General features: G+C 54.7%; 12 protein-coding genes. 8 read left to right on the top strand and 4 right to left on the bottom strand.

Annotated features, from left to right (window positions below):
- Position 1: 1 nt before the first annotated feature.
- The 4 genes from NYE26_RS12100 to NYE26_RS12115 form a co-directional block, all read right to left on the bottom strand.
- The gene (locus NYE26_RS12100) at positions 2 to 1003 is read right to left on the bottom strand and encodes a hypothetical protein (RefSeq protein WP_339256074.1); all 1002 of its coding nucleotides are present in this window, start codon (positions 1001 to 1003) and stop codon (positions 2 to 4) included.
- Positions 1000 to 2007 carry a hypothetical protein gene (locus NYE26_RS12105; RefSeq protein ID WP_339256076.1) on the bottom strand — a complete coding sequence of 336 codons (1008 nt, stop codon included), beginning with the start codon at positions 2005 to 2007 and terminating at the stop codon, positions 1000 to 1002. Before NYE26_RS12105 ends, NYE26_RS12100 begins: the two co-directional genes overlap by 4 nt.
- Positions 2004 to 2918, bottom strand: coding sequence for a WYL domain-containing protein (locus NYE26_RS12110; RefSeq protein WP_339256078.1), 915 nt, complete (start codon positions 2916 to 2918; stop codon positions 2004 to 2006). Before NYE26_RS12110 ends, NYE26_RS12105 begins: the two co-directional genes overlap by 4 nt.
- 140 nt (positions 2919 to 3058) lie before the next feature.
- Positions 3059 to 3247: a hypothetical protein gene (locus NYE26_RS12115; RefSeq protein ID WP_036729349.1), complete on the bottom strand. Its 189-nt coding sequence runs from the start codon at positions 3245 to 3247 to the stop codon at positions 3059 to 3061.
- Positions 3248 to 3464: 217 nt separating this feature from the next.
- Between NYE26_RS12115 and NYE26_RS12120 the strand changes: the two genes are divergently transcribed.
- The 8 genes from NYE26_RS12120 (at position 3465) to NYE26_RS12155 (ending at position 14144) form a co-directional block, all read left to right on the top strand.
- Positions 3465 to 4478, top strand: a complete 1014-nt coding sequence (locus NYE26_RS12120) for a substrate-binding domain-containing protein (protein ID WP_339257446.1) — start codon at positions 3465 to 3467, stop codon at positions 4476 to 4478.
- 21 nt (positions 4479 to 4499) lie between these two features.
- Positions 4500 to 6365, top strand: coding sequence for a sensor histidine kinase (locus NYE26_RS12125; RefSeq protein WP_339256080.1), 1866 nt, complete (start codon positions 4500 to 4502; stop codon positions 6363 to 6365).
- 22 nt (positions 6366 to 6387) lie between these two features.
- Positions 6388 to 7602 carry a response regulator gene (locus NYE26_RS12130; RefSeq protein ID WP_339256082.1) on the top strand — a complete coding sequence of 405 codons (1215 nt, stop codon included), beginning with the start codon at positions 6388 to 6390 and terminating at the stop codon, positions 7600 to 7602.
- Positions 7603 to 7807: 205 nt separating this feature from the next.
- On the top strand, positions 7808 to 8917 hold the full coding sequence (gene chvE / locus NYE26_RS12135) for a multiple monosaccharide ABC transporter substrate-binding protein (protein ID WP_339256084.1): 1110 nt from the start codon (positions 7808 to 7810) through the stop codon (positions 8915 to 8917).
- Positions 8918 to 9019: 102 nt separating this feature from the next.
- On the top strand, positions 9020 to 10549 hold the full coding sequence (mmsA, locus tag NYE26_RS12140) for a multiple monosaccharide ABC transporter ATP-binding protein (protein ID WP_339256086.1): 1530 nt from the start codon (positions 9020 to 9022) through the stop codon (positions 10547 to 10549).
- Positions 10550 to 10555: 6 nt separating this feature from the next.
- The gene (gene mmsB / locus NYE26_RS12145; RefSeq protein WP_036729333.1) at positions 10556 to 11719 is read left to right on the top strand and encodes a multiple monosaccharide ABC transporter permease; all 1164 of its coding nucleotides are present in this window, start codon (positions 10556 to 10558) and stop codon (positions 11717 to 11719) included.
- A gap of 155 nt (positions 11720 to 11874) precedes the next feature.
- Positions 11875 to 12543, top strand: a complete 669-nt coding sequence (locus NYE26_RS12150; RefSeq protein WP_339256089.1) for a TraX family protein — start codon at positions 11875 to 11877, stop codon at positions 12541 to 12543.
- Between the two features lie 92 nt (positions 12544 to 12635).
- Positions 12636 to 14144 (top strand): copper amine oxidase N-terminal domain-containing protein, encoded by a 1509-nt coding sequence (locus NYE26_RS12155; protein WP_339256091.1) that lies wholly within the window; start codon positions 12636 to 12638, stop codon positions 14142 to 14144.
- Positions 14145 to 14153: the final 9 nt, after the last annotated feature.

The following is a 14153-nucleotide window of genomic DNA, read 5'->3' on the forward strand; positions in this document are numbered from 1 at the left end:
CTTAGCGCAGCCCCACATCATGGAAGCGGTTCTCAATCGGCTCCCGCAGCAGCAGACGAATGGACTGGATCGCTGCGGTCTCGATACGCTTCGCTTCCCGGAGGAGTGGAAGCAGAGATTGGGCATCCAGCGAACATGGACCCTCTGGAGCTTGTACAGTCTGCTTGCATAGACTGTGCGTTATTTGATTATAGACAGCAGCCAGAGCTGCATAATGCTCTGCAACGCCTTCAACTTCGGGCCAATATTGGCTGGCTTCTTTTGCGTAGGCTGCAGTGTCCTGCTTCAAACCTGCATAGAAGAGCAGCGTCTCATAAGCTCCGGCAGCATCATAGGTGTTGTCCGCCAAGGCTTCCAGCATAGCATCATAGGCCTGCAAACCGCAGGCATATTGCGATTCCGGCAGCATCAGATCATGAACCTCTGCCTTATACACCGCCTGGATGAAGGACTCTCTGAGCACCTGAACGATATCCTTGCGGATCTGGCCTTCATAGATTTGGCCATACCAATATGGCGATTCATTCCTTCCGAATTGCTCGTAAGGCAGCTCCAGTTCTGCGGCAGAAGCATTCTCTGTGTAATAGAAAAGCTGCCGTTCATCATCACAGCGGGTAATCACTATGAAACGGTCCTTCCAGCAGACCACACCGGTGCCTTGCTCAAGTGATCTGCGGATTTCTGAAATAGCCTGCTTCTGATAGAGAGGGAAGGTAGGGCTGAAGTTAAAGCCTGCACCCTGCATGGCGATAATACCAATCAGATCTGCTGCTACGCAATGTTCAGCCGCCCAGTTATATGCCGTAGCAGAATCCGGGTGAAGCTGCCTGTGTACCGACAGACGGAAACATAAGGCCGTCATTCCGGCCAGCATGGGCTTGGAGAGTGTGAACCAGCCTTTGGCCGACAGGACCTGGTGCATCGCATCTGCAAAAGAAGAAGCGGGCGGCACACGCGGCTGATCCGCAGCGGCTGAAGCGTGCTTATTATGATGTTCATTCATCGTGCGGTGTGCGCCCCCCATCTGGGCAGTGTGGACCGCTTCCGGTCCGGGTACTGCCCAGAAATTTTTGTAACCTGCTGCATCGCCCGTTCCTCCAGCTCCAAGGCCTTCTTCAAAGCAGAGCAGAGGGAGGGAAGCTGAACTTGCATTAGCAGCTTGCCGCTGTTCTTCTCAGAGATTGCAGCCGTGAACGGTCCCCTCAGCCCCTCCACCAGCTCAGCATACAAGTGTTGAACCTCCTCCAGCCCCGGCAATACGGACTGAACCTCCTGCAGATAAGCGGAGATCTCGATCCGTGAAGTCATATACGATTCAAGGATGTAAATAGCGCCGTAGCTGTCGAATCCGCCCTGCTGAAGCGCCCGGATCAGGAAGCTGTAGGCCAGGCGGCCTGAACCGAGGCTTAAGTCAGGAAGTGTTTTGTGAGGAGTCTCCCAATCCTCCAGCGCAAGCCGAAGTGATTCAAGTACAGTATCCTGCAACGGAATCATCACCCGCTCTCCGACATACATACAGTCCCAGAAGGGCGTGAAGTTAAGGCCGAAGTTATCATACAGCACATATTGTGTCGCATCGGACCAGCCATCCTGTACATAGAACACCCGGTCATCCTCATCATAACCATGAATCACTCCGAATTCCGGTATCCAGTAGAGGCAGGCCAGACCGCGGTCCAGACTCTGCTTGACACAGTCAATAGCGATCCGTTGATACGCCCCGAAGGAATCATGTCTGGTTCTCCCGCCGTCATCCACCAAGAAGATCCCGAGGTTGTCGACAGCCCGGCGATGCTCTGTGCCCCACTGTCCGTAAGCCGTAACAGACATGGGGAGGAGCTTCTCATGTACGGTGAATTTGAAGGCCATGCCGCTTAGCCCGGAGAGCATGAATTTTGGACCCTCGAATAACCCGGCGGCAGTCAGTACGGCATAGAGCGCATCGGTAAAGGATTTCGATTCACGCTGCATCCGGACGTCAAGGATTACACCTGTTCGTTTGCTCAATGTTCATTCTCCTGTTCATCCAGGCGGCTCACTACTGTCTCACAGATGCTGCGGAGCTTCTCCTTCAGCCATTTCGGGGCCAGGAGGGCACTCCACTCCGAGTGGAGCAGATGTGCAATGAACGCGCTGGTATCATAAAAATCAACTTCGTAGATATCCTTGTCAGCGGCGCGAAGCTGGTAACCTCCCCAAGACGGCTCCCGGGGTATTCCGGGTAACCGGATTCTTGCCGTGAACGGCTTCAAGGATCTGGCCTGCCCGGCTGGAGCTGCAGGGCCGTTCTCCCCGGCTATAAAAACCCTGCTGGTCAGTGTTAGCTCACGGATGCCCGACAGGTTGTAATACTCACTCCGCCCGTCTCCTTCCACAGCGGCCACGAGATAATCATCTTCAATCCGCCGGCTTAGCTGTAGGGGACAGAGATACAGCTCCTGCGGGGGATCCTGCCCGTTCAGGTAGAGAACATGGACCACCCTGCGGGCCTGAATAGCCTGCTCCAGCATCTCCATGACCTGCAGTCGGTGGGGATTCACTTCAAATACAGGCAGCTTAATCTCCCTGTCCGCAAGCGGCTGCGCCGTGAACCGCTCCAGCAGACCGCCCACCTTGCGGATGGTCTGGGCGTTCTCATAATCATAGTGACTATACCGGTAAGCCAGATATTTCAGCACCCGCTGCTCCTCGTCCGTAATGTACAGATGTGGGAGCACGAAGCTGTTGTCCTCATAGATATATCCGCGCTGCTTCGCTACATAGCGGAGCGGGGCCCGCAGCGATTCCGCCAGGTATTCAATATCCCGCTGGGCCTGGCGCCTGGAAATCTCGAACTGCTCCGCCAGCTTGCTGCTGTTCGGATAAGTAAGCTGGCGGACTTGCTGGTCAAACCACTGAATCCGGTGAATATGGCTCATGCTGCTCCCGCTCCTTTCTGTCAGCCTCCAGTATAGCTGGAGATGGTGCTTTAGACCAGCGTGAGCGTTCCTCTCAAAGAAACAAGGATGCTCCGGCATCCATGCACGAAGCATGAAGCAGGGGGCATCCTTGCGTCATTTTACTTGGTTGCTGCGTCCACTCTAACCTGCGTCGCTTTGTCGCAGCGCTTGCAGACCTTCAGGGCGCTGCCGTCGGATTTTATTTTGGTGTAGAGCAGCTTGATCCGGGTGGTCCCGCAGACCGGACAGGTGCCGCGTCCACGGGAAGGAAGGGTCCAGAGTACCCGTCCGCGTTTGGTTTTTGACATTCTTGTAATCCTCGTTTCATTGAATTGATGGTACCTGTCCAGTATAGAACAAGCGGTACGACATAAAATGTCGTAGCAGATAACGAGTTTTTAACTATTGGCCCAGTAACGTAATTGACGGAACGGCTGCCAAGCCAGTAGACTAGATTGGACATAGATGGAAGAACCTGGGGACCTAGGGCCTTCAGCATTCATTGTTATGAAAGGGGTTACATATGTGAAAAAGCTTGGGCTTGTCTACGTGCTGCTAATCGGCATCTTCGTACTCTACGTGCTGAATTACAAGCAGCAGGGGAATGCGGCAGACCCGTGGGAGACTGCGGGACTGCGCGGCAATATTGAGGACAAATACGTGATGGTTACGTTCCAGATCGGCATAGATTACTGGAAAAGCGTGCTGAAGGGCTTCGAGGACGCCGCAGAGGAGCTTAATGTATCCGTCGAGTATCACGGCTCCACCCAGCATAATGCGAGTGAACAGATGACGGTGCTGGAGCAGACCATCGCCAAGAAGCCGGCGGGAATTGCCATCTCGGCCGTGAATTCCAAGCTGCTTACAGCGACGATTAACAAGGCTGTGGAGAGTGGTATTCCGGTGGTGCTGTTTGATTCGGGAGCGGAGGGCAGCAAGGCGTATTCCTTCCTGGGAACGGACAATTATAATGCCGGAACGAAGGCGGCGCATAAGATGGCCGAGCTGACCGGGGGCAAGGGCGAGGTAGCTATTATCACCACACCGGATCAGCATAATCACCAGGAGCGGACGGACGGCTTCACGGACACAATTCGCAGCAAATACCCGCAGATGAAGCTGGTGGCGGTTAAGGATGGGCGGGGAGATCAGGTGGCGTCCAGGGAGGCTGCCGAGCAGCTGCTGGTGCGTTATCCGCAGCTGGCGGGAATTTTTGCCACGGAAAGTAATGGAGGCATCGGGGTCGCGGAAGCTGTGGATGCCGCCCCTGGGAGCGGACCGGTCCCGCAGATTATCAGCTTCGATACGGATAAAGGCACACTCGATCTGGTGAAGGAAGGCAAGATTGCCGCAACCATGGCCCAGGGCACCTGGAATATGGGTTATTGGTCGCTGACCGAGCTGTTTCATCTGCACCGTGATCTGGAGGCTGATCCTGAGGCCTATGCCAATAACAAGCCCCTGCCTGTCCCCGATTCTGTAGATACCGGAATTGATGTGGTCACGCGGCAGAATGTGGACAATTATTATGCCAAATAGGCGGCAGAGGGGGAGCCTGGGATGCACAAGACCGGCGTGAGCATGGAGAAGCTGAAGCTGAATAATATGCCGATCCGCTATAAGCTGATTATTCACTTTTTGCTGATTAGCATTCTGCCTTCCATTGGACTGGGGCTGTTGATTGGCTGGACGGTGGACAGGATCGTGGAGGAGCAGAGTACCGAGAACACGATGCAGCTCATCCGCAAGGTAAATACCGCCATAGAGAGTGATGTGGAGAATCTGCAGAAAATTACGTACCTGATCTCGTTCGATCCGGGCGTCCAGAAGTTCCTGAAGGGGGCGTCACCGGCTCCGGCACAGCCGGACCCCGCAGCGGGCAATGGGGAATCGGCGGAATACAATATCCGCAAATTTCTGCAGGGATTCACCACACTCAGCTCCGAGATAGCAGGCATCATGCTGGTCAACCGTGAAGGCGATTTCATCAGCAACGAGATGTATACCCGTTCCGGTACCCGGCTGACGGAGGAGAGCTGGTACAAGCAGGCGGCAGAGAATAAGGGGATCTTCCTGATCGTCGGGCATCCGTATGGCCGTGCGGTCAGGTCCCATGTGGACTATAAGGAGAGCGAGGTGGTCTCTGCTGTACGGGCCATTGTGAATCCTGAGACGCAGGTGGTCCAGGGTGTGGTGCTGGTGGATCTGAAGCTGCGGGTGATCGCGGAGACGGCTAGAGATGTCACGCTCGGCAAAACCGGATATCTGACGGTGGTGGACAATCGCGGAGAGATGATTTACGCGCCGCAGCACCCTTTAATGCGTAACATCCCGGCAGGTCTGTTCACCGAGTCCTCGGGCATTACCTCGGAGACAGTAGACGGCCGCAAGCTTCAGCTGATCTACCGGACCTCGCCGTTTACCGGCTGGACCACGATGGGCGTGTTCCCGATGGATGAGTCGGCTTATGGAATCCGCGAGATTACGTTCAATGTTGTCACGTTTGTATTTGTGGTCTGTATGCTGGGCATGACCGCCTCATTCTATCTGGCCTATTCGATCTCCCGTCCTATCGGCCAGCTGGCCTCCTTCATGAGCAAGGCACAGTCCGGTGATCTGACGATCCGCTACTGGGGCAGCCGATCCGATGAGATCGGGCTGCTCGGCCGCAGCTTCAATACGATGCTGGCCCAGATTAGCCGGCTGCTATCCCTGACCGAGCTTCAGGCGCGGCAAAAGCGTGAGGCGGAGCTGCGCAGTCTCCAGGCGCATATCAAGCCGCATTTTCTGTACAATACGCTGGATACGATTCACTGGATGGCCCGCAGCAAGGGAGCGGAGGATATCGCCGAGGTCGTCCAGTCCCTCTCCAGGCTGTTCCGGCTGGGCTTAAGCAAAGGGAGTGATATCATACCGCTCTCCGATGAGCTGGAGCATATCGTCAGCTATCTGAAAATTCAGCATGTTCGTTATAGCACCAAGCTGACCTATTCCATTGAAGTGGAGCCGCACTTACAGGAGCTGTACGTGCTTAAGCTGTTGCTGCAGCCGATGGTGGAGAACGCGATCTATCACGGCATCAAGGAACGACGCGGCCCCGGCCACCTCTCCATTGCAGTTGTAGAACGGGACAACGACCTGTATCTTACCGTACGCGATGATGGTGCAGGGATGTCTGCGGATAAGCTGAAGGAGCTCAGACAGCGGCTCGAAGCGGTTGGCGCAGAAGAATTGGAGCGTACGGAGACGGACATGGCTGTAACAGGCACCGCAGGAAGCGGCTACGGCATATTGAATGTGCAGGCGCGGATCAGGCTGACCTATGGAGCGCCGTACGGTATCCAGATTGAGAGCGGACCGGGGCAGGGAACTCTTGTAACCGTATGTCATCCGGTTGTTCGTGAGCATTACCCTGAGAAGGATTAGGACAGAGGAGGATGATCCGCAGATGATAGAGAAATGGAAAGTAATCATTGCCGATGATGAGCGCATTATCCGGGAGGGCATCCGGCAATGCGTGGACTGGGATAGCCTGGGCATGGAGGTGACGGCAGAGGCAGAAGACGGGGAAGAGGCGCTGGAGCTGGCCGTGGAGAATGCCATTCATATCGCCCTGGTGGATCTGAACATGCCGATTATGCATGGCATGGAGCTGATGAAGCGGCTGCGGGAGGCACTGCCCGGCTGCAAGATTATTGTGATCACCGGCCACGATGAATTCGCCTATGCCCAGGAGTCGATCCGGCTGCAGGTGAATGATTATATTCTCAAGCCTGCGGAGCCGAAGCAATTGATGCAGGTGCTGCGGGGCGTCCGCGATGAGCTGGAGTCCGAGCGGCAGCAGAGCCAGCATCTGGAGCAGGCTTCCCGGCAGCTGATGAAGAACTTCCCGTTGCTGCGCGAGCGCTTCTGCCAGGAATGGCTGGATGGTAATCTGAGCCAGGCGGAGATCCGGGAGCAGCTGCAATTCCTCAAGCTTCCGCCGCAGCGGCCGGAGCTGATCGGCATCATCCGCTGGAGGTGGGAGGGCCAGCATCCGGCGATGAAGGAGAAAGAGCGGCAGCTCTTCTTGTTCGCCATAGAGAATATCGCCGCCGAGCTGTTGGACCCGTATCCCAAGGTGATGTTCCGGGACGCCGCCGGATTGATCGTTATCCTGCTGTGGGATGCCGCCTGTGAGCGCATCCTGGCCGGAGTGGAGGCCGCAGTGCGCAGCCATCTCAAAATCGCTGTTGAAGTCGGCACGCGGCTGATCCAGGGAGAGATTACAGAGCTTGCTGCCGCTTACCGGAGCTGCCGGGTGGCGCTGGTCAAGGAGCAGCCGCTGTCCCCGCTCGTCCGCCGGGCGAAGCAGCATATCCAGGAGCATTACAGCGAATGCGAGCTTACCCTGGAGGCCACAGCAGGCCTGCTTCAAGCCTCCCCGGTCTATCTGAGCCGCCTGTTCAAGCAGGAGCTGGGCCAATCCTTCGGCACGTATCTGACCCAGACCCGTATCCGCCGGGCCGCCCAGCTTCTGCATTCAACCGACCTCAGTATTAACGAGGTGGCGGAGCAGTCGGGCTATGAGACCCAGCATTATTTCAGCACGGCCTTCAAGAAGCAGACCGGTGTGGCGCCGCTGCAGTTCCGTAAAGGGGTGCAGGCTGAGGTACGCAAGTAACTGAAGATACAGAATGAATAGTGGGGAATGCTTCAGTAGCCATCTATAGGCGAGAGGGCATTCCTTTTTGCATATAAAAAGTTATATTTTCACAAAAACAGTAGCCTCAGTGTAAATACGGCACCTGCCCCCGGTTGCTATACTCGATTTGTCACACGGGAACACCTGTGGAAGACATCAGAATAGTTCAGGGGGTAGTGCAGGAATGAAAAAATATTCAATGATCACGCTTCTGCTAACACTGGTACTCATCTTATCTGCATGCGGCAACAGTGGTAATTCATCCAGCAGCGCTGGCAGCTCTTCCGGCGGCGGGGACACATCGAAGGGCAAGGTGGGCATCGCGATGCCGACCAAATCTTCGGAGCGCTGGGTGAATGACGGCAACAACATGGTCAAGGAGTTCGAGAAGCTGGGCTACGGCACAGATCTGCAATATGCGGAGGATGTGGTGGAGAATCAGGTCTCGCAGATTGAGAACATGATCACCAAAGGTGTGAACGCAATTGTAATCGCTTCAATTGACGGTGAGGCGCTGACGGACGTGCTGCAGAAGGCGCATGACGCCAACGTTAAGGTGATCGCTTATGACCGTCTGATCAAAAAAAGTGAATTCGTAGACTATTATGCAACCTTCGATAATTTCAAGGTGGGTGTGCTGCAAGGCTCTTACATTGAAGAGAAGCTTGGCCTGAAGGACGGCAAGGGCCCGTTCAACATCGAGCTGTTCGGCGGATCGCCGGATGACAACAATGCCTACTTCTTCTTCGACGGCGCCATGTCGATTCTGAAGCCATATATCGATTCCGGTAAACTGGTGGTCCGCAGCAAGCAGCTTACGATGGATAAGGTAGCTACGTTGCGCTGGGACGGCGCTGCCGCCCAGTCACGGATGGATAACCTGCTGAGTGCGAACTATGCGAGCGATAATCTGGACGCAGTCTTGTCTCCATACGATGGCATCAGCATCGGTATCCTGTCTTCGCTCAAGGGGGTAGGCTACGGCTCCGGTGACAAGAAGCTTCCGGTGGTTACCGGACAGGACGCCGAGCTGGCTTCCGTGAAGTCCATTCTGGCCGGAGAGCAGACCCAGACAGTATTCAAGGATACCCGCGAGCTGGCCAAGAAGGCAGTGGAGATGACGGAGAGTGTGCTGAAGGGGACCGAAGCTGAAGTCAACGATACCACCACCTACGACAACGGGGTCAAAATCGTCCCGTCCTACCTGCTGGAGCCGGTCTCTGTGGATGCGGGCAATGTGGATAAAGTGCTGGTGGACGGCGGGTACTACACCAAGGATCAGCTGGGACAATAGCCGTCATAGCGCAGGTCTGGCGGGTACCGGCGGCAGCTTCGGAGCAAGGAGCGCCGCCGGAGAACCGCTGCACAGTCACAAGGAAAGCTGGGTGAGAGGCACATGAGCGAAATTATTTTGGAGATGAAAGGTATTACCAAGACATTCCCCGGCGTCAAAGCGCTCTCGTCAGTCAATCTGCAGGTGAAGGCAGGCGAGATCCACGCCCTCTGCGGAGAGAATGGGGCAGGCAAGTCCACGCTGATGAAGGTGCTTAGCGGAGTGTATCCGCACGGGACGTATGAAGGGGATATCTATTACCAGGGGCAGGTATGCCAGTTCAAGGATATCAAGGACAGCGAGGGCCTGGGGATCGTCATTATCCATCAGGAGCTGGCGCTGATTCCGTATTTGTCGATTTCGGAGAACATCTTCCTCGGCAATGAACAGGCCAGACGCGGGGTGATCAACTGGAACGAAACGACGGTCAAGACCAAGGCGCTGCTAACCACCGTCGGCCTCAAGGAATCGCCGTTTACAGGAGTTTCTACGATAGGTGTCGGCAAGCAGCAGCTTGTAGAGATCGCGAAGGCGCTCTCCAAGGAAGTGAAGCTGCTCATTCTCGACGAACCGACAGCGGCGCTGAATGAGGATGATAGCGAGAACCTGCTGCTGCTCATTCTGGAGCTGAAGAAGCAGGGGATATCCTCGATTATCATTTCCCACAAATTGAACGAAATCGAGAAAATAGCGGATTCCGTCACGATTCTGCGGGATGGACAGACCATCAAGACCCTGGATATGAAGCAGGATGCCGTTACAGAGGATGTCATTATCAAAGGCATGGTCGGGCGCGATCTGACGAACCGTTACCCTGAGCGCACACCGGATCTGGGAGAGACGATCTTCGAGATCCGTGACTGGAATGTCTATCATGAGACACAGGCGGGCCGCAAAATGCTGGATCAAATTAATCTCCACATCCGGCGGGGTGAGGTGGTCGGCATTGCCGGGCTGATGGGCGCAGGGCGCACGGAGCTGGCGATGAGTGTGTTCGGCAAGTCATATGGCAAGCGGATCAGCGGCCAGACTTTTATGCACGGCAAGGAAGTACACCTGAATAACATCAGCCAGGCGATAGAGCATGGGTTAGCCTACGTGACCGAGGACCGCAAGCATTACGGCCTGATCCTGATCGACGATATCAAGCGGAACATCTCGCTCAGCAGCCTGAAGAAGCTCTCCCGCCATGGCGTCATTAATGAGAACGAGGAAGTGCTGGTCGCAGAGGAATACCGCAAGAAGCTGAATATCAAGACCCCCAGCATCCTGCAAAAAACCGTGAATCTCAGCGGCGGCAACCAGCAGAAGGTGGTACTCAGCAAATGGATCTACGCCCAGCCGGATGTTTTGATCCTGGATGAGCCTACGCGGGGTATCGATGTCGGGGCCAAATACGAAATCTATTCCATCATCAACAGCCTTGCCGCAGAGGGGAAGGGCGTGCTGGTCATTTCTTCCGAGCTGCCGGAAATCATCGGGATGTGCGACCGGATCTACACCATGTGTGAAGGGCGGATCAGCGGGGAAGTCGAGCGGAAGGATGCGTCGCAGGAGCTTTTGATGAAATTTATGACACGAAGCAGGGGGTAACACCGCATGGGAGCCATTAGTGAACTGTTCAAAAAAAATATCCGCCAATACGGCATGATCATTGCCTTGATTTTTATTTCGGTGTTCTTTCAAATTCTGACCGACGGCATTCTGCTGAAGCCGCTGAACGTGACCAATCTCATTCTGCAGAACAGCTACATACTGGTGCTGGCTATCGGGATGGTGCTGGTAATCATCACTGGGCATATCGACCTCTCGGTCGGCTCGGTAGCTGCCTTCATCGGTGCCCTGTCGGCCATTATGATGGTGGATATGGAGCTGAATCCGGTGCTGGCCGTAGTCATCTCGCTGCTGATGGGCGCGCTGGTCGGGGCCTGGCAAGGCTTCTGGGTCGCTTATGTCAAAATCCCGGCGTTCATTGTTACCCTGGCGGGCATGCTGCTGTTCCGGGGCCTGACGATGATCGTGCTGAACGGGCAGTCGATTGCACCTTTCCCGAAGACTTTTCAGAAGATCAGCTCCGGGTTCATTCCTGATGTCGCAAGCGTGGGCTCGCTGAATGTGCTGACCCTGATCATCGGTGTTCTGTTGTCGCTGCTGGTGATCTATCAGGAAATCCGCAGCCGCAGGATCACAGTGAAGTACGGTTTTGAGCGGTCTGCGGTCTGGATGTCCGTTGCCAAGGCTGCTGCGCTGGTGATCGTCATCAACCTGTTCACCTATGTTCTGGCACAATATAACGGGATTCCTAATATCCTTGTGATTCTGATGGTGCTGATCGTATTGTACTCCTTCGTCATGAACCACATGACCATGGGGCGGCATATCTATGCCCTGGGCGGCAATGAGAAGGCAGCAAGCCTCTCCGGCGTCAAAACCAAACGGGTGACCTTCTGGGTATTCGTCAACATGGGTGTACTCGCTGCCCTTTCCGGTCTGGTCTTCGCGGCCCGGCTGAACTCGGCTACCCCTAAGGCCGGTACGAACTTCGAGCTGGATGCTATCGCTGCCTGCTTCATCGGCGGAGCCTCCGCGTCCGGGGGAATCGGAACCGTAGTCGGTGCTATTATCGGAGGTCTGGTCATGGGCGTCATGAACAACGGTATGTCGCTCGTCGGCCTCGGCGTAGACTGGCAGCAGGGGATCAAGGGACTGGTGCTGCTGCTGGCGGTAGGCTTTGATATCTATAACAAGTCGAAGACAGCCTGATAGTAAGATAGAACCCGGCCGGAACTGCTCCAGAGGGAGCGGCTCCGGCTTGCCTGTCGTACAAGTTCTCCCGCACAGCTTGCAGCATACGGCTCTGGCATGGATAATAGCACCTAAGGTGCTTTATATTTCATGATAGTAACAGGAGGCTACAGATGCAGATTATTGCCATGCTGACCATGCTGATTGACCATGTTGGGCTGATCTTTTTCCCGGGTGAGCTTGCCTGGAGATATGTGGGGAGAATTGCCTTCCCGATCTACTGCTACGCGCTGGCGCAAGGCTATATCCATACCTCCTCCAGACCCCGCTATCTGCGGCGGCTGCTTGTCATTGCGGTGTTGGCACAGATTCCGTACAATCTGGCGATTCATCCGGGAGGCTGGAACGTCGTCTTCACCCTGCTGATCTCAGCGCTGGTCCTTGCCCTGCTCGATAAGCTGCCGAATCTGTGGGCGGGTATTCCGGTAGTGGTAATCGCTGTGCTGCTGATGGATGCACTGCCGCTCGACTACAACGCTTACGGCCTGCTGCTGGTGCTGATCTTCCGGTATACCCATTCGTATGTGCTCGTGCTGGCGCATTTGGCGCTGAATGTATTCTATCTGTTCTATTATCATTGGCTGGTGCAGATGGCCAGCATAATTCCGACCCTTCTGATTGCGCTGACCCCGGGTTTTTGGGTGCTGCTGGAGAAGAGACGTCTGCCGCGCTGGGTCTGGTGGTGCTTTTATCCGGCCCATTTAGCAATCCTTGCGTTGGTAAAGTTTCTCTTTTTCAAAGAATGGGTATTTATAGAATGGCGGAGTTTATTTAGCGTATGAGGGTTCATCATTTCCAGGTGCTGTATTTACAAATTGATGCTCCTCTGAGATGATGGGTACGTTGCCAAATTATGAGCTAGAGGAGACATGCTATGAAGAAAATGAAAGCAAGAACCAAATGGCTGGTGCCGATTCTCGCCCTGCTGCTGATTCTGTCAGGCTGCCAGGCGGTTGGCGGCTTCGATGTCAATAAGGCACTGCTGGGGGATCTGGATGTCAAATCCTCTGAATCCAGCACTACGATGACCCTGAGCGCTGTTCCTGCTGCAGGCATCACCGCAGAGGACCGTGAAGTTGTTGATCTTATTAATTCCTTATCGCTTACGCTCGGCCATGTGAAGGTTCAGGATAACGGCAATGTCTCGGCCACGGGAGTTGTGGGTTACAAGGAGTTCAAGATTCCTTTCTCCCTCTTCACCGACCAGAAGAACCTGGTCTTCACCGCAGAAGGTGCGAAGCAGCCGTTCTACATGCCGCTTCAGAGCAATGAAATGTTGCTCGGCCTGGAAGCAACCGATCCTGCCAAGACCTTGGAATTCACTAAGCTGGCCTCCCAGTTTGTGATCAAGAATCTTCCGAATCCGGGTGCGATCACAGTGACATCAGTAAATGAATCCGTATACGGCCAGCCAACCAGCTTGACGAAGCTACATACGGAAATTACAGGGGAAGAGCTTCCGGTATTGCTTAAGAGCTTCCTGAGATCTGTGTCTAAGGATACCGAAGGCTTCACTGCCCTGATCAGCGGTCTGTATGATTACATGTATCCGCTCATCAAAGACAGAGCTGAAGATCTGAACAGCATCGGTCTGGGCGATATTCCGCTGGAAGACAAAGAAGGGGTAGTCACCGTAGTGCATGATGCAGCCAAGCTGGCGGTGGATGCTCTCCTGCTCGTCTATGACAAGCAACTGGAGAATCTCTATGAATCGACCCCTGAACTCAAGACTGTTCTCGGCAAGGATACGAAGCTGACTGCGGATATCTTCGTGGATAGCGGCTTCCATGTCCGCAAACAGAACATTGACTTGAGTGTTGCTCTTCCGGCCGATGAATATCTGCCGCTGCAGAGCATCAACATGAAGCTGGTGTCCGAGACTTGGAATGTGAATGGTCCGGTAACAGCTGATCCGATCAGCACGACAGGCGCAATTGATTACTCCAAGGGAGATCTTACGCCGGGTGAGACGCTGAGAAGCTTCGATGCCAATTCATCCGTCTATAAGCTGCTCAAAGAGGAAATGGCAATTACCTCCAAGAGCCTGATGATCGCACCGGACGACGATTACTATTATCCGGTCGTGAAGAATGGCACTACCTATGTACCGCTGCGCTATGTGGCAGAGGATCTGGACGCTAAGGTAGAGTGGGATGGGCCTAACAAGTCGATCAAGGTTACCGACGATGTATACGGCGATCAGCTCGTATTCAAAATCGGTTCCGCGCAGGCACAAATTGCCGGCAAGACCGTGAAGCTTCCGTTAGCCGTATTCGTAGATGAGTACGGAGATGCTAATGTGCCGCTGCGTGTATTGGCCGAAGGCCTGCACGCCACGGTTGAAGTGGATGATGACGGCTATATCTGGATCGAACGTCAGTAAGAAGTAACG

Source organism: Paenibacillus sp. FSL P2-0136, from assembly GCF_037975325.1.
GTDB classification, from domain to species: domain Bacteria; phylum Bacillota; class Bacilli; order Paenibacillales; family Paenibacillaceae; genus Paenibacillus_AQ; species Paenibacillus_AQ silagei.

Bases quoted from the DNA above. Each gene is read 5' to 3' on its own strand.
- NYE26_RS12125 (WP_339256080.1), top strand. From the start codon at position 4,500: ATGCACAAGACCGGCGTGAGCATGGAGAAGCTGAAGCTGAATAATATG.
- NYE26_RS12150 (WP_339256089.1), top strand. From the start codon at position 11,875: ATGCAGATTATTGCCATGCTGACCATGCTGATTGACCATGTTGGGCTG.
- NYE26_RS12130 (WP_339256082.1), top strand. From the start codon at position 6,388: ATGATAGAGAAATGGAAAGTAATCATTGCCGATGATGAGCGCATTATC.
- NYE26_RS12115 (WP_036729349.1), bottom strand. From the start codon at position 3,247: ATGTCAAAAACCAAACGCGGACGGGTACTCTGGACCCTTCCTTCCCGT.
- NYE26_RS12110 (WP_339256078.1), bottom strand. From the start codon at position 2,918: ATGAGCCATATTCACCGGATTCAGTGGTTTGACCAGCAAGTCCGCCAG.
- mmsA (WP_339256086.1), top strand. From the start codon at position 9,020: ATGAGCGAAATTATTTTGGAGATGAAAGGTATTACCAAGACATTCCCC.
- NYE26_RS12155 (WP_339256091.1), top strand. From the start codon at position 12,636: ATGAAGAAAATGAAAGCAAGAACCAAATGGCTGGTGCCGATTCTCGCC.
- chvE (WP_339256084.1), top strand. From the start codon at position 7,808: ATGAAAAAATATTCAATGATCACGCTTCTGCTAACACTGGTACTCATC.
- NYE26_RS12100 (WP_339256074.1), bottom strand. From the start codon at position 1,003: ATGAATGAACATCATAATAAGCACGCTTCAGCCGCTGCGGATCAGCCG.
- mmsB (WP_036729333.1), top strand. From the start codon at position 10,556: ATGGGAGCCATTAGTGAACTGTTCAAAAAAAATATCCGCCAATACGGC.